The 25,022-nt window shown below is 46.0% G+C and carries 16 protein-coding genes; 9 read left to right on the top strand and 7 right to left on the bottom strand.

Going from position 1 to position 25,022, the window contains the following annotated elements:
* Positions 1-9: 9 nt before the first annotated feature.
* Together OO016_RS09895 and OO016_RS09890 are read left to right on the top strand one after the other, a co-directional pair.
* Positions 10-1,485, top strand: a complete 1,476-nt coding sequence (locus OO016_RS09895) for a glycoside 3-dehydrogenase (RefSeq protein ID WP_266013142.1) — start codon at positions 10-12, stop codon at positions 1,483-1,485.
* Positions 1,486-1,501: 16 nt separating this feature from the next.
* Positions 1,502-2,302: a 3-keto-disaccharide hydrolase gene (locus OO016_RS09890; protein WP_266013140.1), complete on the top strand. Its 801-nt coding sequence runs from the start codon at positions 1,502-1,504 to the stop codon at positions 2,300-2,302.
* A 71-nt stretch (positions 2,303-2,373) separates the two neighbouring features.
* Here OO016_RS09890 and OO016_RS09885 read toward each other — a convergent pair whose 3' ends face one another.
* Complete coding sequence (locus tag OO016_RS09885; protein ID WP_266013138.1) at positions 2,374-5,031, bottom strand: cation-translocating P-type ATPase; 2,658 nt, start codon at positions 5,029-5,031, stop codon at positions 2,374-2,376.
* A 164-nt stretch (positions 5,032-5,195) separates the two neighbouring features.
* Between OO016_RS09885 and OO016_RS09880 the strand changes: the two genes are divergently transcribed.
* From OO016_RS09880 to OO016_RS09865, 4 genes are all read left to right on the top strand, one after another.
* Positions 5,196-6,146, top strand: coding sequence for a calcium/sodium antiporter (locus tag OO016_RS09880; RefSeq protein ID WP_266013136.1), 951 nt, complete (start codon positions 5,196-5,198; stop codon positions 6,144-6,146).
* A gap of 48 nt (positions 6,147-6,194) precedes the next feature.
* Positions 6,195-8,360, top strand: coding sequence for a carbohydrate binding family 9 domain-containing protein (locus OO016_RS09875; protein ID WP_266013134.1), 2,166 nt, complete (start codon positions 6,195-6,197; stop codon positions 8,358-8,360).
* A gap of 88 nt (positions 8,361-8,448) precedes the next feature.
* Positions 8,449-8,994: a hypothetical protein gene (locus OO016_RS09870; RefSeq protein ID WP_266013132.1), complete on the top strand. Its 546-nt coding sequence runs from the start codon at positions 8,449-8,451 to the stop codon at positions 8,992-8,994.
* Positions 8,995-9,059: 65 nt separating this feature from the next.
* Positions 9,060-9,791 (top strand): carboxylesterase family protein, encoded by a 732-nt coding sequence (locus OO016_RS09865; protein WP_266013130.1) that lies wholly within the window; start codon positions 9,060-9,062, stop codon positions 9,789-9,791.
* Positions 9,792-9,795: 4 nt separating this feature from the next.
* Here OO016_RS09865 and OO016_RS09860 read toward each other — a convergent pair whose 3' ends face one another.
* The 3 genes from OO016_RS09860 to OO016_RS09850 form a co-directional block, all read right to left on the bottom strand.
* Positions 9,796-13,116 carry a VCBS repeat-containing protein gene (locus OO016_RS09860; protein WP_266013128.1) on the bottom strand — a complete coding sequence of 1,107 codons (3,321 nt, stop codon included), beginning with the start codon at positions 13,114-13,116 and terminating at the stop codon, positions 9,796-9,798.
* A 102-nt stretch (positions 13,117-13,218) separates the two neighbouring features.
* Positions 13,219-14,919, bottom strand: coding sequence for a RagB/SusD family nutrient uptake outer membrane protein (locus OO016_RS09855; RefSeq protein ID WP_266013126.1), 1,701 nt, complete (start codon positions 14,917-14,919; stop codon positions 13,219-13,221).
* A gap of 4 nt (positions 14,920-14,923) precedes the next feature.
* Positions 14,924-18,106 (bottom strand): SusC/RagA family TonB-linked outer membrane protein, encoded by a 3,183-nt coding sequence (locus OO016_RS09850; protein ID WP_266013124.1) that lies wholly within the window; start codon positions 18,104-18,106, stop codon positions 14,924-14,926.
* A gap of 252 nt (positions 18,107-18,358) precedes the next feature.
* Between OO016_RS09850 and OO016_RS09845 the strand changes: the two genes are divergently transcribed.
* Complete coding sequence (locus tag OO016_RS09845) at positions 18,359-20,077, top strand: GMC family oxidoreductase (RefSeq protein WP_266013123.1); 1,719 nt, start codon at positions 18,359-18,361, stop codon at positions 20,075-20,077.
* A gap of 2 nt (positions 20,078-20,079) precedes the next feature.
* Entirely contained in the window at positions 20,080-20,784 is a 705-nt protein-coding gene (locus tag OO016_RS09840; protein ID WP_266013121.1) for a gluconate 2-dehydrogenase subunit 3 family protein, read from the top strand.
* 32 nt (positions 20,785-20,816) lie between these two features.
* Here the strand turns inward: OO016_RS09840 and OO016_RS09835 are convergent, their stop codons facing one another.
* A complete protein-coding gene (locus OO016_RS09835; RefSeq protein WP_266013120.1) occupies positions 20,817-21,878 on the bottom strand; it encodes a glycoside hydrolase family 130 protein in 1,062 nt (353 codons plus the stop codon).
* Positions 21,879-21,994: 116 nt separating this feature from the next.
* Between OO016_RS09835 and OO016_RS09830 the strand changes: the two genes are divergently transcribed.
* Positions 21,995-22,723, top strand: coding sequence for a M15 family metallopeptidase (locus tag OO016_RS09830; RefSeq protein WP_266013118.1), 729 nt, complete (start codon positions 21,995-21,997; stop codon positions 22,721-22,723).
* Positions 22,724-22,745: 22 nt separating this feature from the next.
* Here the strand turns inward: OO016_RS09830 and OO016_RS09825 are convergent, their stop codons facing one another.
* Both OO016_RS09825 and OO016_RS09820 read right to left on the bottom strand, forming a co-directional pair.
* Positions 22,746-23,861 carry a THUMP-like domain-containing protein gene (locus OO016_RS09825; protein WP_266013116.1) on the bottom strand — a complete coding sequence of 372 codons (1,116 nt, stop codon included), beginning with the start codon at positions 23,859-23,861 and terminating at the stop codon, positions 22,746-22,748.
* A gap of 58 nt (positions 23,862-23,919) precedes the next feature.
* Positions 23,920-25,020: an AI-2E family transporter gene (locus OO016_RS09820; RefSeq protein WP_266013114.1), complete on the bottom strand. Its 1,101-nt coding sequence runs from the start codon at positions 25,018-25,020 to the stop codon at positions 23,920-23,922.
* Positions 25,021-25,022: the final 2 nt, after the last annotated feature.

Raw genomic sequence — 25,022 nt, 5'->3', positions numbered from 1 at the left:
ATTAATAGTATGCATAAGAAAACTAGAAATGAACGAAGGGACTTTATAAAGAAGTCGGGTGCCGCGGTGGCAGCCTTTACCATTTTACCCAGTAATGTAGTTTCCGGATTTGGCTATACCGCTCCAAGCGATAAGCTCAACATTGCCGGTATTGGAGTTGGGGGAATGGGCAGGCGAAATCTGAGAAATATGAACACCCAGAACATAGTTGCTCTGGCCGATGTGGATTGGACTTACGCCAAGCGTTGTTTCGATGATTATCCCAATGCAAAACTATACAAGGATTACCGCAAGATGCTGGATGAGATGGATAAGGATATTGACGCCATCATGATATCAACTCCGGACCATACGCATTATGTTACTGCGGCAGACTCTATGAGGGCAGGCAAGCATGTGTATGTGCAGAAGCCACTGACCCATTCGGTTTACGAATCCCGTAAACTAAGGGAGATCGCCAAAGAAACTGGCGTGGCAACTCAAATGGGTAACCAGGGGAACTCCAGCGATGACATGAGAAAGGTATGTGAGTGGATCTGGAATGGCGAAATTGGTGAGGTGACCAAGGTTGATGCCTGGACTAATCGTCCTATTTGGCCACAAGGATTGGAAAGGCCGGCTGAAACACCGTCCCTGCCTCCAACCCTGGACTGGGATCTTTTTATAGGGCCGGCAGAATGGCGCCCTTACCACCCTTCCTATACTCCTTGGAACTGGAGAGCATGGTGGGATTTCGGTACCGGAGCCCTGGGTGATATGGCCTGCCATATCATGGACCCTGTTTACAAAGCACTTGAACTGGGCTTCCCATATGCTTTTGAAGCCTCTTCTTCTCAGGTGAATACGGAAAGCGCACCTATCTCAGAAAAAGTTACCTATTACTTCGGTAAGCGCAAAAAGAAAGGCAAGATAAAAATGCCGGCTGTTGAGTTTACCTGGTATGACGGTGGACTTACACCAGAGCGACCCGAAGGCGTAAAGCCCGGAACATACCTGGGGGATAATGGTGGTGGTGCGATTTTCTATGGCACCAAGGGAACGCTCATATGTGGGACCTATGCCATGAACCCGTACATCATTGGAAGAGAAGATAATCCACCGCCGGTTACTAACGAGTTGCGAAGGATTCCGGATGCCATGAATGGCGGACATGAAATGGACTGGGTACGTGCTTGTAAGGAAAATAAAGAAAGTCGTGTCGAATGCAGTTCCAACTTTGAATATGCCGGACCGTTAAACGAAACGGTTGTAGCAGGAAACCTGGCGGTTCGTCTGCAAGGATTGCGCAGAAGGCTTGAGTGGGATGCTGAAAACATGAAGATCACGAATATCAGCGATACCGATGAGATCAGGGTTGTTACCTCGGATAGCTTCACAGTAGTAGATGGTGATCCGCGTTTTGATACCAAATACGCTACTTTAAATGCCAAACAAGCCGCTGAGAACTATATTAAGAAGACCTACAGAGAAGGTTGGAGCTATTAATTCAAATTAATGTATAATGATAAGAGTAAAGATTCTATCACTACTTTTTATGGGACTTTTAATATCCTGCAACACGGCCAAAAAGGAAAAGGCATCGGAAGCAGAAGCCGAACCAGAAATGGAGGTAGCTCAGGATATGGGAGCCCCTAATACACTTACTGAGGCTGAAAAAGCTGATGGCTGGAAATTGTTGTTCGACGGTAAAACTTCCACCGGCTGGAGGAGTTACGGTAAAGACACCTTTCCTGAAGGCTGGGTGATCGCTGACGGAATGATCCACTGCCCGGGTTCCGGAAGGGGTGAAGCTGGTGGAAAGGACCGTGGGGATATCCTGTATGACCAGAAATTTGGAAATTTCCATCTCAAATTGGAGTGGAAGATCTCTGAAGGAGGTAATTCCGGAATATTCTACCTGGGTCAGGAATCGGAAGATCTCGACTATATCTGGAAGACTGCCCCGGAAATGCAGGTACTGGATAATGAAAAACATCCGGATGCCCAGATGGGTACCAATGGTAACCGTCAGGCCGGTTCCCTCTACGACCTTATTCCTGCCGATCCTCAGAATGCAAAGCCAGTTGGGGAGTGGAACGAGGTGGAGATTATGGTGTACAAAGGCTCCGTTTGGCACAAACAGAACGGTGAAAAGGTGGTAGAATACCATTTATGGACCCCTGAATGGAACGAATTGGTTGCCGGAAGTAAATTCCCCGGCCTCAATGAGAATTGGGCTGACGTAGCTTCTGAAGGATATATTGGCCTTCAGGACCATGGAGATGATGTTTGGTTCAGGAATATTAAGATCAAAGAGCTCTAATAGCTTAAGATATAGGTAATTGTAAAAAGCACGGCTTGTGGCCGTGCTTTTCTTTTTTGTTCTTTTTATGCTCAAGACCTGAACCGCTTCCTGAAAACCTGCAGTGTAATCTGTGTCAATAATAAGGAAGCAAAACCAAAAAGGGTAATTATAACCCACTGCCACAGTGATAAGGGAACCAGAGAAAGCACCATAGCCACTGAAGGGATAAGGTTGGAAATAGCTACGATCAGCACACATAGGACAAGTGCACCCCATACCCAGGCGTTCTTAGTTACTTCATTAAAAAAGAATGATGATTTCCTGAGCGGCATATTGAATATATTCAGCAATTGCCCGACTACAAGGGTATAGAACGCCATATTGTTGATGATTTCAGGGGATAATTGCAATTTGAGATAGGAGTAGGCCGTAATTCCCAATACGGACAGAGTAATACTCATGCCACAAATCACCGTGGTTATCCATAGTTCCCGTGTCATAATGGGTTCCGTTGGTTTTCTGGGAGGCTGCTGCATGAGATCGTCCTCACCTTTGCCAAGACCAAGGGCTAGAGCCGGGAAAACATCTGTTATCAGGTTTAGGAATAAGATTTGAAGGGGCAAGAGCGGAGCCGGGAGTGCCAGAATAGCTGCAATCCCCACGGACACAATTTCGGCCAGGTTACAGGATAGCAGGTAGACCACAAACTGACGGATATGTTCAAAGATCAGCCTTCCCTGTCGTATGGCCAGTTCCATTGCTGTAAACTTGTCGTTTTTCAGGATAATGTCTGCAGCTTCCCGGGCCACTTCGGTTCCCCTGACGCCCATGGCAATACCTATGTCGGCCTTCCGGAGTGCTGGTACATCATTGACCCCATCTCCCAGCATACCAATAGTATTGTTGTGTTCCTGGAAGAATTTAACCAGTTCCAGTTTCTCCCTTGGAGTTACCCTGGCAAAAACACATGCATTCAATAGTTGGGCCCGCTGCCGTTGATCCCCCTGCATCAGACGGCTGATATCACCGCTGTGAACAACATGCTCATGTCCATCTGTATCTGAAAGCAATCCTATTTCCTCTGCGATCTTACGCGCAGTGCCCGGATGGTCGCCGGTCATCATTACTACCTGTATGCCTGCATTTTTATAGAGTGAAATGGTATCCTTAACATCTGTACGGGCCGGATCAATAAAGCCAATTACGCCAATGAATGTAAGCTCTTTGAGCGGCAGCTCTTTTTCCGGAACCTTATCCATCCGGCGATACGCTAGGGCCAGGGTTCGCAATCCCTGTGAGGCCATGTCATCCACAAGCCGGTGCCATTCCTCTTTTTCTTCAAAAGGGATAAGTTGCCCGTTTGTAACAATAGTAGTGCAAAGGTTCGCAACCACTTCAAAGGCCCCCTTTACATGAAGTGTAAAACCTGTATGGTGATTCCGGTTAATGGATGCCATGTATTTCCGCTCGGTATCGAAAGGCATGGACCTGATTTGGGATTGTTCTGCTCGCACTTTTTCCGGATTGTACCGCATCAGATCGGCAAAATCCAGCAGGGCAACATCTATGCTTTCACCAAACCTGTTTTCTGGCTTTGCAGGGCTTTCATTGCAAAGGATTCCGGTGGTTACCAATTGCTTTACCTCCCGTCGCCTGGAGGCGAGTAACCTTAAAGAATCCAGGTCTTTTTTTACCTCGTATTGCTGATTTCCATTAAACACCAGGGTGTGGACGGCGAGTTTATCTTCTGTTAAGGTTCCTGTTTTATCAGTACAGATAATATTGGTAGCCCCCAGGGTATGCACGGCTTCGAGCTTTTTTATAATCACCTGTTTTTTCGAAAGCTGAAGCATTCCCCTGGCCAGGGCAATGGTAGCTACAATAGGGAGTCCCTCCGGAATGGCAGCTACCGCCAGGGCAAGCCCGGTCTGTATCATAAAAACGAGGTCCATCCCGCTCAGCATGCCGCTAAGTATCACCAGGACTGTCAACAATAGCGTAAAACCGATAAGCCACCTGCTCAACTGGGCTAACTTTTTCTCTATGGGAGTTTGTTCTTTTTCTGCTTCCTCGCTCAGCACCTGTATCTTACCCAGTTCGGTATGTTTGCCGGTAGCTACCACCACTGCCCTTGCAGATCCGGTGACCACAAAGGTGCCCCTGAAGATCATATTGGCCCTTTCATGCAATATGGTATCCATATCAAGGGCTTCAATATGTTTTTCGATATCCTGGCTTTCACCGGTAAGGGCAGCTTCCTTTACCTTTAGCCGTTTTACGCTTACAAGTCGCGCATCTGCGGGTATAATATCCCCGGGGTGAACCAGCAGGAGATCACCTGGCACCAGGCCGGAAGCCTGGATTTGTTGCAGCTTTCCATTGCGGATTACCCGGCAAAGGACCTGTCCCATCTTCCGGAGTTTTTCCAGGGCACGAACAGCCTGTAATTCCATAAAATAGCCTATGCCTACAGTGATCAGGATTACCACAACTATGGCAACGGATTCTGCCCAGTCTCCCAGAAGTAATGCCAGGAAGAAAGCTACAATAAGGATATAGATTATGGGATCTTTAAACTGGTCTGCCAGAATAGCCACTTTCTTTTTCGGGCCTTTTTCCGGAATGTGATTTTTGCCGAATTCTGCTATTCTTTGCTCTACCTGCCTGTTGCTTAAACCCACACGATCATTGCTCTCCAGTAGCTGGAGCACGCGGGTAACCTCTATGGAGAAAGCCTTGCTGATCATAAGGCACTCAAGTATATATTAGAATTTCCTTTTACACGGGCAGATAAACCACACAGGTTTGAAATTTACAGGCAAGGTACCTTATAGCTAACTGTTCTTCAATGATATCAGTCATTGTTGCTACAGTTCAGTACTCTTAATTTTGATATTAAAGTGTAATATTCATGAGTGAATTTGCCTTTTTGATCCTAGGTATTTTCGGACTATGGCTGGGTACGGATTTTACGGTGAAGTACGCTGTAAAAATTGCCCGGCGTTTTCGGATATCGGAGTTGTTTATCGGACTCACCATACTGGCTTTTGGAACGGACCTGCCTGAATTGGCGGTGGCTGTGGAGGGGGCTATTTACAATCTCGGGGGCACGGATGTCTCCGGAGTGGTTACCGGTAATGCCATTGGGAGTTCCATTTGCCAGATCAGTATCATAGTTGGGGTTATTGCGCTCTTCTATTTTGTCAATGTAGGCAAGCTGCAGGCAAGGCAGATGGGGGCAGAGCTTATCGGATCATTGATTCTGCTGGCGCTTGTTTCTTTTGATGGGATGATCACCTGGAATGATGGTGCCTTGCTGCTCATTGCCTTCCTGTTATATATCTACACACTTTTACAACGTGAGCGCAAGATTCGGAAAGAGGATACCTCTGTGAAAGAGAAGTCCGGCTTTGGAATCTGGTTCCAAATTACTCTGCTTGTTGGAAGCCTTGGGATTGTTATCCTGAGTTCCCATGTGGCTATTGAACAGGCTATTGTTATTGCCGAAAGGTGGGGAGTAGGGCAATCTTTCATTGGTGCCGTAATCATTGGACTGGGTACCAGCCTTCCCGAGCTCGCAATTTCCCTCAATGCCTTGTCCAAGGGACAGTCCAGCCTTTCTGTGGGCAACATAGTAGGGAGTAATATTTTCGACCTCCTTGTGCCCCTGGGTCTGGGATCGCTTATTTCAGAAATCAGGATAGATGATTCTATCCTGGTTTTTGACCTCCCCGTCTTATTTATCTGCAGTGTGATTTTTATCTGGTTCCTTATTCGAAAAAAAGGCGTGCAAAAACACGAAGGTATTGTCCTTGTAATATTATACCTGGCATATGCCTTTGGAAAGAACTTCCTTAATTAGAAAATATGTATATAAAATCGGAAAATGTCCTAACTTTCATAATTATCCATGAACAGGCTTAAGTTATTATTCGGGGCATTCATCATTTTTATCAGTACCGGCAGGGGACAGGAAACAAGTCGCCCATCCCTTGTTGCCGGACAAATACGTGAACCTATTCAAATCGACGGGGTGCTGAGTGAAACTGATTGGGAAACAGCGCCTATCCTGGACAATTTTCTGACTACGGTGCCCGAAGAAAGGGGCCAGCCCTCTGCGAGGACCGTGGTAAGGGTTTTGGCCGATGAACGCTTCATAGTCATAGGAGTAGATTGCCAGGACCAAAGGCCCGAAGATATTGTTCGCTTTTCCAAACTTCGGGATGCCAACATCCGGGAGGAAGACCACGTAAAAATAGTCCTGGATACTTTCCTTGACGGACAATCGGGCTACATTTTAGCCGTAAATGCCCATGGCGCTCGTTATGATGCCCTGGTATCCAACCGGGGGGAATCCGAGAATGAGGACTGGGATGCGATCTGGAATGCACGGGTAGCTGTATATGATACCGGATGGACTGTGGAAATAATACTACCCATCCAAAGTATTTATTTCAACAAGAATATCGATCAGTGGGGATTTAATGTAGAGCGTAGGATACAAAGAAACCAGGAAACCATCCGATGGGCCAATGTGCAGCGCGACCAATTCTTTGGGCAGACCAGCAGGGCAGGACTCCTGACAAATCTCCCCAGGTTCAATTACGGCCTCGGGCTAAATGTTAGACCATCCCTGGTAGGCTCCCTGAATAAGAACGGGGCCGGAGCTGCAACCGTTTCAGACTTTGAAACCAGCCTGGATGCCAGTCAACGCCTGGGACCCAACCTGCTTGCCACCCTTACTGTTAATACTGATTTTGCTGAGACCGAAGTAGATACCCGACAGACCAACCTGACACGTTTTCCGTTGTTTTTTCCCGAAAAACGGACCTTTTTCCTTGAAGGATCGGACATTTTTGAGTTTGGATTTGGTACCGGGAACAGCACGGTGCTGCCCTTTTTTAGCAGGCGAATAGGCCTCTTTCAGGGAAACCTGGTGCCCATTATTGCCGGAGGCAAGATAAACGGGAGGATTGGTAGGACGGCCATTGGTGGACTGGGGATAAGAACCAATTCATTTGTTTCTGAAGGGGTAAACTACGATGCCGCGAATATTGGTGTGATGCGGGTAAGGCATAACATCCTCGGCGAAAGCTCCATAGGGATGATTTCCTCCTTCGGGGATCCGCTTGGCCGAGACGGTAGCTGGATGTCCGGATTTGATTTTACCTATCAAACTACGCGATTTGCGGGCGACAAGAACTTTATTGCCGGTGCATGGGGCCTGTATACAGACCGGGAAGACCTAACTGAGGACAGGTCTGCCTTTGGATTTAAAATAGATTACCCTAACGACAAATGGGATCTTTCCCTCACCTATTCCAGGATAGGGGAACAATTTGATCCCTCACTGGGCTTTGTACCGCGAAAAGGTGTTACCAATACCCGTGTTGGGGCCATTTACGCCCCAAGGCCGAAATGGCCCTGGGTTAGGCAGATGTTCCACCAGTTTTTTCTTACGTACATCAAAAATATTCAGGGCGACTGGCAATCTTACAGTGTTTTTACTGCCCCAATAAACTGGAGGCTGGAGAGTGGAGATCGTATTGAAGCTAATGTGCGTCCGGCGGGTGAAAATATTGTGGAGCCCTTTGAAATTGCAGATGGTGTTACCATACCTGTAGGGAAATATAACTTTATGAGATACCGGCTTGAGGCTGAATTTGCTGCCAAAAGAAGACTAAACGGGCAGGCCACCTGGTGGTTTGGTTCCTTCTATGGGGGAACCCTGGATGAATTCCAGCTGAGGCTAAATTGGATTCCTACCTCATTGCTTGCATTTGAGTTCAGCGGGGTAAGGAATGTGGCACGATTGCCATTCGGGGATTTTGACCAGAACCTGGCAGGGATGCGGGTCCGATTCAACGTAAATTCTGACCTGCAGCTGAATAGTTATATCCAGTATGATACAGACAGCCGTATTCTTGGTTTAAACGCCAGGGTACACTGGATTTTTTCACCCCTGGGTGATGTGTTCCTCGTTTTTAACCACAATACCCTGAATGACCTCAACGATAGGTGGACCTCGCAAAACGAGCAGATTTTGCTGAAGGTACGCTATAATTTCAGGTTATAGGAGGGGCCCTTCTTTTAGAAAAGCACTTAGTTTGTTTTATAAATACTTAAATTAGAAGTGTTTAAAACCTGTAACAAATACTAAAGCTATGGTAATCCCTGCGAAACGAATACTGGTTTGGGCGCTTTCAGTAGCCCTGTTTCTGATGCTGCCTTTTGTGGCAATGCAGTACACCAACGAGGTGAACTGGAGCCTTTTTGATTTTTTGGTCATGGGTGGCGCATTGTTGAGTATGGGCCTGGTGTACGAACTGATCATTCGGCAATCTAAGCAGAGAACTTACCGGATAGCAATTGGTATTGGAACTGCTGCGCTTTTCCTGCTTTTTTGGGTCAATAGTGCTGTGGGGATCATTGGTAATGAAGCACAAGCCGTAAATACGTTATTTTGGATTGTTCCAGCGGTAATCCTTACAGGTGCGGGGCTTTCCGGCTTAAAAGCCCGGGGAATGGCGCAAACCATGTTTATAGCAACAGTTGTACAAATAACGGTGCCCGCAATTGGACTATTCATCTGGCCTCCTCCAACTACTTCCTGGTCACCTGGTATTTTCGGTGTCTTTATGATTACGGCATTTTTTGCTTTAATGATGCTGTTGTCTGCCTTATTATTCAGGAAAGTTACCAGGTCCTGATGTATAGGGAGTTTGTTTCAGCAAGAAGTTGATTATCCTCCGGCATTTTAAATATCATAATTCTAATGAACCATCTTTTCAAGCGGACCTTAATTTTTCTCTGTGCTGTATTTAGTCTGTTCTTTACTAGTTGTAAGGCTCAATCGCAACTGATAGAAGGAGAAGAGGAAACCCTGGTCAGGGAAAACCTGCAATATTATCTGTATTACCCTAAAGAATACGAGGAGAAAAAAGAGGAAGATTTTGGCCTGCTGCTTTTTCTGCATGGAGGAGGGGAGTCCGGGGATACCCTCGGAATCATAAAGAAAAATGGCCCTCCCAAACTTATTGCGGAAGGGAAGCAATTCCCATTCCTGATCCTGGCACCTCAAAATCCCTACAAGCGCAAGTGGTGGAACGTAAGAGCCGTTATGCAACTCCTGGATTCCGTGGTGCAGAACAACCGTGTAGATACAGACCGGCTCTATCTGACCGGCCTGAGCAGGGGAGGGAGTGCAGCCTGGGAAATCGCCGTGCAGTACCCGCATACTTTTGCGGCCATGGCAGTAGTTTGCGGGATGACCCCCATTCCTTATGCGTCCTGGATAAACAAAAACATGCCCATCTGGGTATTTCACGGAACGGAAGACAAGTCTATACCATTTTCGGAATCTGAAGAGATGGTAGAAAAGCTAAAGCAAATGAGATACCCGGTAAAGTTCACGGTTTACGAGGGAGTAGGCCATAATTCCTGGGAACAGGCCTACACCACAGAGGAATTGTATACCTGGTTTATGAAACAAAGTAAAACAGAGTGAACAATCAGCGCTTATTCAGGGCAACGGCCTTAGGTCTGGCTTCCTCAACACGTATCACCTGCAGTGTATCGTTGTTTTTTCCAGCCAGGTAGTACCTGCCATCGGGTCTGTTGATCTGAAGCATGTTCTTTACATCACCAGGGACGTATAAACCGCTCTTTCTCGCCACAACGGATTTAAACCCGCCTTTTCCATCACCTTTAAGGAATAAGCCATTACTCGCGTCATTTCTGGGTGTCTCCACTTCAGAGGAATACAGGTTTCCAGCCACAACCGCATCCAGCAGGCCATCACCATCAACATCATCTACAACAATGGCATTGATACTGGATATTTGGGCTTCTACCGGTAACTGCTTTATTTTGAATCCTTCCGGGGTGTTTTCCAGGTATACGCTGGCAAAGGATTTCACCTGATAGTGCAGGGATTCATCCAGTGCCTGTTGTGTATACACATCTGCCAGGGTAGCTGTGGAAAAAGAGGCGTAGTCCTCAAACTTTTTCTTAATCGCCGGCATTTGCTGGGAAGAGCATTCACGTCCGCGAACCGGGAATTTTTCCCCGTAATTATAATAACTCAACACAATATCCTTGGTACCCGAACCATCAAAGTCGTCGTAGTATACATCAAAGGTTTCTGTTTCGCTGGCCTTGTATTTGTAGTTAAGCCCAAGGTTTCCGGCCAGGTAGTCCATATCGCCGTCACCGTCAAAATCGCCTTCACCAAGTCCAAACCACCAACCTCGGGTATCGCCAAGGCCAACGGATTCTGAAACATCTTTAAATGACCCTTCCTGGTTTTGCAATAATACCAGCGGCATCCATTCCCCACCGAGCAACAGGTCTGTCCAGCCATCCCCGTTGTAATCTGTGGGCAATGCACGTGTAAGCAAGCCAATACCTATAAGCTGGGAAGCTTTTTCGGCGGTTACATCCACTAGCACCGGCTTTCCTGGCGTACTTCTGTTTTCCAGAAGATAACTGCTCGCCGGACTGGGATAATTCCCTGGAATCACACGACTTCCAACCAAAATATCCATATCTCCGTCTTTGTCAAAGTCAAACGGGACTACAACGGAAGCCGATGCCCTGAAGTCTGCTATTCCTTCGGTTACCTCCCTGAAACTTCCTCCATCATTGAGATATATCCGGTCCTTTAGCATTTCTGAATCCGGTTCAAATTCATTTCCCCCACTGGAAATGTAAAGGTCGTTCTGCCCATCCCCATCAATATCGAAGATAGCAATACCCATATCCTCCCGATCGGCATATTTTGACAGTTCAGAGGTTTCTTTTTTCTCAAATCCATCTGCTGTACCCATAAATATCTGGGTAGCCTGCCCGGAAGCACCACCGATCACGAGATCTTCCCAATTGTCACCATTAAGGTCGCCTTTAGCCATATAGGGGCCAAACATGGACATTTTGTGGGGTAATAGTATTTCGTTTATAAAATCATCGTAATAGTTTTCCTGATGCTGGAATTCCATTCCCAGAAGTGAGTCATCAGAAGAATCAAATTGGGTGTCTTCCGGTTCAGAATGTACGGCAACAAGACTGGCTTCCGTATAATTGAGGGTCACCAATTGATCCGCCTCCAGATTGGTGCGGATTTCCCTTTTCCCATCGGGCCAGATTATTTCAAGAGTATCCACTGAGGTACTGCTACCTAAGCCAAAATGCAGCCTGGGTGCCACGGCCGACTGGAATCCACGGCTCAAAGTCAGTTCCTGCATTTGTGTCTGCCCGTTTGCGTGGAGATATACACGTGCTCCTAGCCCATTCGGGTTTTTTTCAGGACCATTCAGGCTAAGCTGCACAAAATGATTTCCATTTCCTTTGTTTTCGAAAAGGCTTGCGGTATCGTCAAAGTTATTGATCACTATTTCCAGGTCCCCGTCGTTATCCAGGTCGGCATAAACCCCTCCATTGGAAAAACCTTCCTTTACAATTCCCCAGGATTCGTTTACCCGTTCAAAACGCAGATCGCCTGTGTTACGATATACAAAATTATCTATAGGTTCGGAAGGTATATTCAGGCTCCGCTGCAGTAAATTATCCAAAGGCCTGCCTTCGGCTTCCCAGGCCAGGAAATAATCCCGGTTGTTGATTTCCCGTCGGGTACCGTTGGAAATAAACAGGTCTTTCCAGCCATCGTTGTCCAGATCGGCGAACAGGGGTCCCCAGCTCCAGTCTGTGGAGGATACCCCGGCCAGGCGGGCAACATTGCTGAAATCTGGCAGGGAATCGATCAGGTTCCCATTGTTCAATTGCAGGCTGTTCTGCATATACTGGTAGTGAAAACCAGAATTCACGGTGCTCCAGAAAAGGTCCGGGTTCATACTGGCCATATTTGCCTTGGAACGACGGTTGTCATTGGCTGTCATATCGGCCTGGAAGATATCCAGCAACCCGTCGTTGTTAAAATCGGCAATATCAACCCCCATCCCGTAAAACGAAGTGTTTTTGGTGATTGTACGCACCTTTTCAGAAAAGGTGCCGTTTTTGTTGTTGATGTAGCAATAATCCGGGCTGCTGAAGTCATTGGAAACATAAATATCTGGCCAGCCATCCTCATTAAGGTCTCCAATGGTAGCACTCAGTGAGAGCCCGAAGGTATTGAGGCCGGCTTCTTTAGTTACATCGATGAAATGGCCCCCGTCATTTCGCATGAGCTTGTCCGTTTCATTGGGCTTGTGTAACTGTTGCTTGATCCTGTAATGGCCATTAGGTGCATTGAAAGGTGTGGGAGGGTAGTTGGCAATGTATACATCCAGGTCTCCGTCCCTGTCGTAGTCAAAGAAGGTAGACTGTATGCTGTTTCCGGCTTCTGCCAGACCATATTCCTCCGCTTTTTCCGTAAAGGTGAGATCTCCGTTGTTTATAAAGAGTTGGTTTTCAAAGGGGCCAAATTTACCTGCTACAGAGCAGTAGATGTCCAGATAGCCGTCACTGTTTACGTCTGCCAGGGTTATACCCGTATACCAGCGCTGGTCTCCGCTTACACCTGCCTGTTCTGTAATTTCTTCAAACTGCAGGTTTCCTTTATTAAGGTAAAGGGCGTTGGGGACCTGGTTGCCGGTAAAATAGAGGTCGGCCAGGCCGTCGTTGTTGAAATCCCCGGCGGCAACGCCTCCTCCCATATAAATATATCCATAGGTAAAGTAATTCAGGGAATCGTTTTCAATAACTGTATTAGCAAAGGAGATTCCTGTATCGGCTGTATCCAGTTCCTTAAAAAGGGTTGAATTGTTTTTGGAATCTTTACCGCAGGACCAAAAAATAACGCCTGCGAGGGCGAGCAATAGGCATTTCTTCATAATCATCTACAAACAATATGTGCAGGTATAAATATAGTAATTCATGGATTGTGCATCAAAAAAAAGGGGTGCGTTTAGCACCCCTTATAATTATTCAGTGGATTCCGTTTAATAACCCGTATTTTGATCTAAGATATTACCACTCAAGTCAATCGCATTAATTGGAATAGGCATTACATAATTATTGGTAGATAAGGTACCCACTTTTGGTGCAAAATTATCAATGGTCCTGGTCTCGTTGGCTACATACTCAGTGATGACATCAATAGCATAATTATTCGGGCTTCCACTCCACCTACCACTCCATCTGACGAGGTCAAAGTAACGGTGTCCTTCCATAGAAAGTTCCAGCCTGCGCTCAAATCGTACAGCTTCTCTTGCATCGGCCTGAACTGTCCAGGGACCAGGATACTCTGCAATTTCATAGGTCGCATCGGCACCCTCTATCGTGGTAGAACCTGCAGCCCGTGCACGCACCCGGTTTACATAACCACGAGCGATCTCCAATGATCCAACTTCTACCTCACATTCAGCGGCCATTAACAGCACATCGGCAAATCGTATAACGTGGTAGTTGATACCGGCAGCTTGCTGCCCCCAGACACCTCCACCAACGTTGGCTGTTTCACCTGCCTGGTATATATTTTTCTTAGGCAGATAAGGACCGGAAATATCAGCGTCTGTGGCACGTATCCAATCCTGTCCTGGCATAATACCGTAGCCGTTATAGTCTATTCCCCTTCTTCCAACTGTATAATCCAGCCTGGGATCCAGTGGACCGGTATGAGGTGTAAATGGATCAGTACTTAATAGAGTTTGATCGTTGGTTACATCCGTATCATTATAGGTATCCAACAGTGGTAACCCACCGCTGGTCTGAAAGGTATTTACCAGGTCCTGGGTAGGCTGATAGAATCCACAGCAAAAGCCCAGAGCGTTAGGGAAATTCAAAGTGCCCCCTAGGTTACCATTATAGGAAATCCCGGATTCTGCCAGAAACTGTATCGAAAATAAAGATTCTTGACTATTATCACCCGCGAGGCGGAAATTATCAGCAAATTCTGATATCAGGTCATAAGGTCCATTGTTGATCACATCTGTGAAAATTGGCAAGGCTCTGGCATGATCGCCCTGGTACAAAATGGTCTTGGCGAGATATGCTTTGGCGGTGTATGAATTAGGACGACCTACATCGGCCTGGGAATCGGGCAGGTTATCAACAGCATACTGGAAATCTTCCTCAATTTTATCCCAGATTGGGCCTGGATTGGGCTGGTTAAAATCTAAATCCCTGAAGTTTTGTTCAGAAATATAGGGTACATTGCCAAACATCCTCTGTAGTTCAAAATTGAAATGCCCCCTGAGAAAACGTGCCTCGGCCCTTTTGGCGGGTAGGTCATCACCTCCTCCTTCTACAAGTTTATCTAAAAGATCTATAACGGCATTAGCGCGGTTTACCCCAGCAAACCTGGCATACCACATCCCTAAGGGGTAGAGATTAGCAGAAGTAATCTCATAAGTTTCTAATAAAAATAAATCGGGCTGGTCACCGTCTGTACTTCCTTTGTGAGCATCATCGGTAAGCGCATCGAACCACCAGTTGTCACCAGTTCCAAACCAATCATCTGTGGTGTTCTGATTTCTACCGTCAAGTGTTGAATAGGCCCCTATGAGGAGCAAATCTACACCCTGCTCGTTCTGAAGTGTTTGATCACTCAATGCCCCGATGGCAGGTACATCGGTAAAGTCATCGCTACATGCAAAAATTACAGCGAATAAGGTTAAATAAATAAATAATCTCTTTTTCATTTTTTTAGAATTTTGTGTTAATACCTACTGAAAGTATCTGTGCCACTGGGAAAACCGGATTAGGACCATCGATACCCAAAGATAAGTTATCAAAGGAAATTACTTCCGGATCCAAACCGTTATAATCGGTGATGGTAAACAGGTTAGTACCCTGTACATATACCCTCAACATATCCAGGCCTACTTTACTGGCAATGTCATCATTAAATGTATATCCTATCTGTAGATTCTTCAGTCTTAAAAAGGATGCGTCTTCTACATAATAAGAGTTTGAACCTGTCTCTGCATTGGTTACAGTCTGAGACAATGCCGGTACCGTTGCATTGGTGTTTTCAGGCGTCCAGGCATCCAGCACCCTTGTACTCTGGTTAGATCCAAAGAAGGTAGGGAAGTCTGTAAAGATCTTCTGGTAGTTGAATGCATCGTTACCCTGTGAACCGGAGAAGAAGGCAGATAAGTCAAAGCCTTTATAGCTTGCAGCCAAATTAACACCATAGGTGAAATCCGGGTGAGGAGAACCAATATAGGTACGGTCATCGTCGTTGACAATTCCATCATCATTGACATCGGCATAGGTAAAACGACCATTACTGTCAAAACCGGTTACCTGGCGACCAAAGAATTCAGAAATAGAACGACCTACTTCCGTACGGGTCACTGCTCCCATTCTTAAGTCTGTTCTACCAGCCTGAAAGGCACTACCCAGGGTTTTTACTTCATTCTTGTAATGCGAAATGTTTGCATTAATGGAGTAATTAAGACCGTAATCCGTTTCGTGGCTGTAGCCGATAGCTAAATCAAAACCGGTATTCTGGATGTCCCCAAGGTTTACAAGTGGTGCCTGAGCATCAATAGCTGTACTACTGATCAGGCTGAAATCTCGTGTAATCAGGTCTTTCGTATCAATATCGAAGTATTCGAAGGAAACGGTAAGGTCGTTATTGAACATCCCCATTTCAAATCCGAAGTTGGTACTTACAGAGGTTTCCCACTTCAGGTTAGGATTCCCAACCTGGCTCAGGATGGCACCTGTAGCGACAGAACCTCCTCCGATAGCATAATTACCCAAAGATTCACTCAGGGTGGAGATATTGAGGGTTGGGTTAGACGCAGGCAAGGTCTGGTTACCCAGTTCCCCGTAGGAAGCCTTAAGCTTCAAACGACTGATAAAACTGTCTGCAGGGAAGAAATCCTCGTCACTCATCAACCAGCCTGCACTGAATGATGGGAAGGTCTGGCTTTGGTTGTCTCCCAGGAACCTTGATGATTTATCGTTCCTTAGGGTTACTGTGGCAAAATATTTACCCTTATAGTTGTAGTTCGCTGTCCCAAATATGGAGAACAAGGTATTTCCGCCGTCGTAAGCGAAACCAACAACAGGATTAGTAGCACCATTACTCAACAGGTAGAAATCCGGGGTTTCAAATAAGAAACCACTCCTGAATATCTCTTTCCCCTTGCTGCTTTCTTCCACAGCTTCAATACCCACCAGGGCGTTAATGGTGTGGTCTCCAAAAACGTTGCTGTAATTCAATACATTGTTCCAGGTCCAGGTCCAGTTGTTGATATCCTGCTCAAACAAGGTGTTTGTGCTCAATGGCTCACTGAATTCAGGATCTAATTTCTGGAACCTTCTTTGGTGGAAGTTTTCAATATTTCCTGAGATAGTAGTCTTAAAGCTAAGTCCCTCGTACAATTCAGCACGCAGGTATAAGTCCCCGAAAACACGGAAGATCTTATTATAATTATCTGCTCCTCTTGCTAACAATGCGTAAGCGTTTCGAACATTACTCAAACCAGTAGATGCAGGTCCTGTACCGGCAAAATCCCCTTCGTCATCAAAAACAGGGATCAGGGGGGAAGATCGGTAGGCCATGTTGATGGCTTCAGTCGTTCCTTCATTCTGGTTGGAGAAAGAAGCATTGAGGTGTTCCCCAATAGTAATTCTATCACCAATCTTGAATTCTGAATTTAATCGGGTAGTCCCCTGCTTAAATCCGGTAAACTCCAGAACACCCTGACGGTTCAGGTAGTTTGCTGATAAGAAGTATCGTCCAGTTTCAGTACCATTCGTAACCGAAAGATCAATGTTTTGCGTTGGTGCATCCCTGGTGATTTCTTCAAACCAGTTTGTTCCGTTTGGCTGTTGCACTGTAGCTGAACGAGGTACCCTAACAGATGAGCCAGGAGCTTCTATTCTGGTAAATCCCTGCAGCGTAGTTGGTACTACAGGATTAGCTCCGCTTCCATATTGCGGATGGGACACCGTGGCACCATCATTACGCAGGGCCTGGAAGACGTATTCACCATGTTGCTGTGCATTTAACATGTCCGGCAGGTTTGTGGCCCTGGATACACCGGCGTACATATTAAGACTAACGGATGGTTCTGTCTGACCGTAGCTACCGCTTTTTGTGGTAATAATAACAACCCCGTTGGATGCCCTTGCACCATATATAGCGGCCGCACCATCTTTCAGTACGTTGATTTGTTCAATGTCTCCTGGGTTAATACTGTTAAGGATATTCCCGTTATCTGTCTGAACACCATCTATAATGTACAAAGGGTTTGTGTTGTTACTGGTACCAAAACCACGAATTACAATTTTAGGCGTTCCACCAGGAGTACCTGCGTTGGTTACGGTAACCCCGGTAACACGTCCTTCCAGCGCTTCAGCGGCGTTAACCAGGGGCGCCTTGGTAGCTTCTGCAATGTCTACCGAAGCAACAGAACCTGTTACGTCACCTCTTGTCTGGGTAGCATAACCCAAAACCACAACTTCGGAAAGGGCACTTGCTGCTTCCTCCAGTTGAACATTAATGGATGTCCTTCCGCCAACAGCGATTTCCTGAGTACCAAAACCAATGTAGCTAACCACCAGGATAGCATCGCCAGGAACATCAATAGAATAGTTTCCATCAAAATCTGTCTGGGTTCCATTAGTTGTACCCTTCTGCACAATGGAAGCACCTGGCAGGGGTGCACCGGTATTATCGGTTACAGTACCGGTCACTGTACTTTGCAGTACGGTAACGGGATCCAAACTGTCTTCCAGGCTGGGAGTTGCAGCGCACACGCCAAACCCGACCCATACAAAAAGCAACGAAAAGGTAAGAAGTCGCTGTAAAGCATGTCTTTTTTTCAGACTTCCTAACCTTAACAAATGACCTTCGTTCAATAGTGTCATAATGATAAAGTTTGTTAATAGTTAGTTAAACGGTTCATTTTCATTCTGTTACAATCCTGAAAGCACGAAAACGTTTGCGATCTAATTGTTAAAGAATTCAAAAAATTTTGGTAATAATAATAAAATTGCCGCAAAGACAATGCATTGTCAAAAAAAAAAATCAAGAAATTGTTCATGATTGTTAAAAATTTGGAGGTGTTATTGCCAATGCGTTAATTAGGTAATTCTAAGCATATTCCAACACCATTATCCATGCAAATCAAAGAATCTACCAAAACTTATGACGCCATAATCGTGGGGTCAGGAGCCGGGGGTGGTATGTCTACCAAAATTTTAGCTGATGCGGGCCTCAAAGTGGCTGTTGTGGAAGCCGGACCTTATTTTGACCCGAAGAACCCCGAACAACAGACCCAGCTCAAATGGCCCTATGAATCGCCCCGCAGGGGTGCGGGCACTACCCGGGTCTTTGGTGAATTTGATATGGCTTACGGGGGCTGGGAGATAGAGGGACAACCTTATACACATAAGGATGGAACCAAATTCGACTGGTTCCGTTCGCAAATGCTGGGCGGGCGAACCAACCACTGGGGGCGCATCTCCCTGCGTTTTGGCCCCAAGGATTTTAAGCACAGGGATGTGGATGGTTTAGGTGAAAACTGGCCCATTGGCTATGAGGATGTTAAACCTTATTACGACAAGCTGGATAAACTGGTTGGGATCTTCGGTACCAATGAAGGCCTTCCTAACGATCCTGATGGATTTTTTCTCCCGCCTCCCAAACCCAGGTTGCACGAATTGTTCTATATAAAAGGTGCGCGTAAAACGGGAATACCGGTATATCCTTCACGGATGTCCATGCTTACCAAAAAGATCAATGAAGACCGGGGGGTTTGCTTCTACTGTGGGCAATGTTCCCGGGCATGCTCGGTTTATGCGGATTTCTCCTCGGGTTCCTGCCTGATTTTCCCCGCCCAGAAAAATGGCGGACAGGTAGACCTGTATGTTAACAGTATGGTGCGAGAGGTAACTACCGATGAAGAAGGAAAAGCTACCGGTGTTTCTTATATAAACAGGGAAGACCGCAAGGAATATAAATTGAAGGCAAAAGTGGTGATACTCGCAGCTTCGGCCTGCAGTTCGGCGCGAATCCTGTTAAACTCAAAAAGCAAACAGCACCCCAATGGCCTGGGCAATAGCAGCAATCTGGTGGGTAAATACCTGCACGATTCTACCGGAAGCAGTAGGGCCGGATTTATCCCGGACCTGATGAACCGGAAAATGTACAACGAAGATGGGGTAGGAGGGATGCATGTGTATTCTCCCTGGTGGCTGGATAACAAAAACCTGGATTTCCCCAGGGGTTATCATATTGAAGTGTGGGGAGGTATGGGGATGCCCAATTACGGATTTGGATTTAACCCCAATGATTTCAACAAATTCTTCGGACTACCGACGGGTGGCTATGGAAACAGCCTGAGGGAAGATGTAAAAAAATACTACGGTTCGGTCATTGGTTTTGGAGGTCGCGGCGAAGCCATTGCCCGGGAGGATAATTACTGTGAAATAGACCCCACCACGGTGGATGAATTTGGGATCCCTGTTTTGCGCTTCCATTACAAATGGTCCGACTATGAGCGCAAGCAGGCCCGGCATATGCAGCAAACCTTTGAGGAACTCATCCATAATATGGGTGGTGAAGTGCTGGGAGAGACACCCGGAGAGGACCAGGATTACGGCTTACTAACACCCGGACAGATCATCCATGAGGTTGGTACAACCCGCATGGGGGATGACCCTAAAAAATCTGTAGTTAACCGCTTTCAGCAACTGCACGATGTGGACAACGTCTTCATCACGGATGCAGGGCCTTTTGTTTCCCAGGCCGACAAGAATTGTACCTGGACCATAATGGCGCTTTCATGGCGTGCTTCTGAATACATAGTAGATCAACTCAAACAACAAAATATCTGATTATGGATAGGAGAGAGAGTTTAAAATCCATCATCCTGGGCTCCCTGGCGGGAAGCCTTGTAGTGCATGGGTGCGCCCCTGCCCCTGAGGAGACGGTGTCCACTACCGGGGAGAACCATTTTGGTCGCACACCCAGGGAAAAAGAATTAATCGAGAAGCTCAACGCGGAACAATTCTTAAACGAGCATGAACTGGCTACCGTTACTGTTCTCTGCAACCTGATATTGCCTCCACTGGAGCCCTACGGTGGAATTGTTGAGGCCGAAGTTCCGGAATTCATAGAGTTTATGGCCAAGGATATTCCTGAAGTGCAAACGCTTCTCCGCGGAGGCCTGATGTGGCTGGATCATAAATCCAATACGGAATACGAGTTGGAATTCAAATCAGCAGCCGAAGATCAACAAAAAGAGATTCTGGATGGCATTGCATTCTATGACCCGTACACACCCATTCAGAAACAACCAATGGAGATTCAGTTTTTTTCCCTTATGCGCAACCTGACCCTTACCGGTTATTACACCTCGAAGGTGGGGATAGAAGAGCTGGGATATAAAGGCAATATGCCTAATATCTGGGACGGGGTGCCGCAGGAGGTTCTGGATCAGCATGGTGTATCCTATGATGAGGAATGGCTAGCCAAATGCATTGACCAGAGTAAACGCGGTATCATTGCCGAATGGGATGAAGATGGAAACCTATTAACCTGACCTAAGTAGTGGTGGGGATCCGACTGGATTGCCTATTCTTTGATGGCCAGGCCAACCATAGAATCTGCTGTACCGTAATATAGGTACCATTTATCTTTAAAATAAACCAGTCCCTGAATAAAAGTGGTTCCAGCCTGGTATTGCCCGGTTATTTCATGGGGAAGGTCCGGACATATAAAGGGTTCTTCCAATCGAGCGAGTACCTGTGTTGGATTTTCCTTATTGAATAGGACCTGTCCTCCGCAGTAAGTGCCTTCCGGGACTTTGTCACTGGCTCCTTCTCCGTTGAGGTTTTTGCCGTTGTACAACAGGAGTATGCCATCTTCCGTGTAAAGGGCCGGTGGCCCCGGCTCGGTTAGGTGACTATCAAAATCGTTGAGGGTGGGCTGAAATACTTTCAATAAATCTCCTTTTTCATCCAGCAGAGGTATCCAGGAAATTCCGTCAGGCGAGATAGCCAGGTTGACAAATAGTTCGCCCCAGTACATCAGGTAGTTACCATTGAATTTTTTTGCTAAGAGCCGTCCGTTTTTTAACTCTGTCACGACCGATCCGGATTTACTCCAGGTATTCAGGAACCTGCCTTTATGTGCCTCTCTGAATACAGGCCCATGTTTTTTCCAGTTTATTAAGTCCCTAGAGGTTGCGGAAGATAAACGGGCTACATCCTGGTTCCAGCTTGTATACAGCATCATGTAGGTCCCGTCTTCCAGTTCTACTATTCTGGGATCTTCCACACCTCCGGGAAAATCCCACTTCCGGAATTCATCCTGATCCGGAAAGAGCACGGGTTCAGGACCTTTCACAAAGTCGATTCCATTGATACTGTAGGCCAGGCCTATCCTCGAGGTGCGTCCACCCAGGATCGCATTGGGGTTATCCTCAGCCCGAAATAGAAGAAACACGGTGTCGTTTCTCACAATTGCACCTGGATTAAAAACGTCGGCCTTTTGCCATCGTACCAGCTTGTTGGTGATGGGACATTTAAAGGTGAAACTAGAATCGGCCTGCATAATGGGATTTTGAACAGGTTTTTCAAATCCGAGCATCCAGGTGTCCTGGCCCACTGCACAGAAGTGGACGAAAGATGTCAATATCAGTATAGAATAGTGAATATATCCGCGAGCTTTCACAAAGGGTAAATTAGGTATTTTTTTATTATTCCATTTCCTTATTTTTTATCTTTCAAATGGAGAGAAATTGACAAGCTATGGTGTTCCCAAACAAAAAACTTTTTAGCGTTTTACTACTCTTGCTGATTTTGGCTTGTAAGGAAAACAGGGGAAAATCGGTTAATTCTGCAGAACCTCAGATCCCAGTGGTATCTGTGGATAGTGCAAATTTGAGTGAAGAAGATTTAATTAAAGAATTTCCTGATTTGAACTCCCTGCCCGATACCACTTTTGTCCGCCTTGCCGATTACAGTGCCGATTTTGCCTATGATATGCGGTATGCAACCACCAACAACTTTCTAAAAGCCCAGGTTTATGATTGCGCCGAATGTTATACCCGAGTTAAAACCGCAAAGGCACTCATGGCGGCCAACCAGGATCTAATGGAAATTGGGTATCGGATTTTGTTTTTCGATTGTTATCGGCCCAATTCTGTCCAATATAAAATGTGGGAAATCGTGCCCAATCCGCAATACGTAGCGAATCCTGTCAAAGGATCCGTACATAACCGGGGTGGGGCAGTGGACATTAGCCTGGTAAGCCTGGATGGAAGGCAATTGGATATGGGTACGGATTTTGATTTTTTCGGGAAGCGGGCCTACTATGATAATTTTGACCTCCCCGAACAGGTTCTTGCCAACCGAAAGATCTTAAAAGAGACGATGGAAAGGCATGGTTTTAATTCTATTCGCACAGAGTGGTGGCACTACAATTACGGGGCTGCCTCCCGTGACCCGGTGGCAGATTTTCGCTGGCCATGTGAATAGGACTTTGGAATTCCCCGGGGGTTTATGTCTTCTTGCAGGCCAGAACAATGCGTTTGCCTTCAGGGTCTGTAGTAAAAAACAAATAATCTACTCCTCCGGAGGCTATTCTATGCTTTTTACTTAGCTCATTTGCCTTAATTGGGAAGTTACGCGTGGCGATATTGGCCTTTTTAAACGGCAGTTTTTTGGAATAATGATGAACGGATTCGATACGAAATCTCCTCCCCGGAAATTGGATGAGGTCTGATGAGGTATACAAATGGCTGTTTGGGTGCAATTTCAACAACCCATAATGTTCGCCAATCAGTTTAAAGGCGCCGGCCTTCAGGATGGCAGCATTGGGTTCATAAAGGAATTTCAGGGGATGTGAAAACTGGCTGCTGGCTTCCTTTTCCTGAGAGGCAAAGAAAGTAAAAACCTGCTCTTCCTCCTTTTTGATATTGGCGGTTACGATTTCTGCTTCCTTTTCCCATCTCTTATCCAGTACCCAAAGCAGTTCCTTCACTTCGTTCCTTACGCTTACCACATGTATCTGCCTTACATGACTGATTAGCCTCAATCCTTCTTGAATATCAAGCAAGGGTGCAGTTTTCAGCAAAACCTTTTCTGCCTGCTCCAGGAGGAGGGGAAGGTGTTTGCTTAAATCGGGTTCGCAGTCCTGTAATCGAAACACCCTTTTTTTTTGTTTGTCCCTTCGTGCCGGATCGAGGTAGATCCAGTTGAGCTCCATTTTACTTTCTTCCAAAAAACGGATGCCACTCTGTGGGTATACCTCAATATTGTCAGCTCCCAAAACTTTAAAATTATGTGCGGTTATTTCGGCCAGATCAGGGTTGATTTCGCAGTAAGAAACGCGGTTCATTTTCCTGCTAAAATAATAGCTGTCCACCCCCATGCCGCCAGTAAGATCTGCGAGCGTATTTCCGTTCACAAGTCTGGCTTTGTAAGCAGCTGTAATTTCCGAGGAAGATTGTTCAACTGAGATGGGATCCGGATAATAAATGGCAGGAGTATTGAACCAGGAGGAGAGTTTTTTTTCGCTCTTTTTGCGTGCCGTGATTTGCTGGGCCAGTTCCCTGGAGCTCACATTGGGAAAAGGGCTCTTTTTTAGTATAACTGACAGGATGTCAGCATTCAAATATTTTAATATAAATTCCTGTACACCAGTATTTAAAATATTTTTATTCAAAGTTTTGCTATAAGTTTTTGGTAAGACGCTTTACCATCTCATTTTCGGAGAGAAATTCCTTTAAAATGACCTTTATAGCGGTGTATCCGGGTACGGCAATGATCATTCCGACAACTCCGAAAAGCAGTCCTGCTACAATTATGACCAGGAAGATTTCGAGGGGGTGCGATTTGACGCTGCTGGAAAAAATGAAGGGCTGGGAAAAGAAATTATCGACCAGTTGCCCAACAACAATTCCGATTAAAACATAGCCCGTTTTTGGTAAAATAACGGTGCTGAAATCGGCGTCAATATTAGTGGTCATGGTGAGGAAAATCATGAGTGCTCCTCCTATGATCGGACCCACGTAGGGAATGATGTTGAAAAGTGCACAGAGAAAGGCTATTACTATGGCATTTTCTATACCCACCAGTAGCAAAACTATTACGTAAATGGTGAACAGGATAAGGATTTGAATCAGCAAACCGATAAAATAACGGGAGAGCAATCCATTGATCTTGTCGATGGAAGTAACGGTTTTAGTTTCATTTCGCTGGGGAATAAATACTAGCAATCCTCTCTGGAAAAGTTTGCTGTCCTTGAGAAAGAAAAAGGATATAAAAAGTACCGAAAAAAGACCCAGACTCACCGAACTTAAAATGCCTAAAAACGAATTTAGTATGTTGGGGATAAATGCCAGGTCCAGCCCCTCCATTACGTTTTTGCTCAATTGGGATTCCCGTATAATCTGATTTACGTCTTCAGGGGTAGCTCCTAAATAAAGGATTACTTCCTGATATAACCGGTTAAGGCTATCCTCCAGCTCCTCAATATTCAGGAGTGATAAATTCCGACTTTGCTCCGTGATCAGGGGAACAAACAGGGCAATAATGCCCGCTAATACGCCTACCATCAACAGCATGGTGAATACAACCGCCAGGGTATTGGGAAACTTCAACCTCCTCCTTAAAAACAGAGTAAGCGGCCGTCCGATCAGCGCAACCACTACAGCAATGGCTACATAGGCAATTACAGATCGGATTTCATAGAGGAAATATAGCAGCAGTACAATACCGGCAAGAATACCAGTGGCTCTTAGAATGCCTTTTGAAATTTCATTAGAGGTCATAT

It is taken from the genome of Lentiprolixibacter aurantiacus, assembly GCF_026241225.1.
Lineage (GTDB): Bacteria > Bacteroidota > Bacteroidia > Flavobacteriales > Flavobacteriaceae > Lentiprolixibacter > Lentiprolixibacter aurantiacus.
This window is presented reverse-complemented; position numbering and strand designations above follow the sequence as displayed.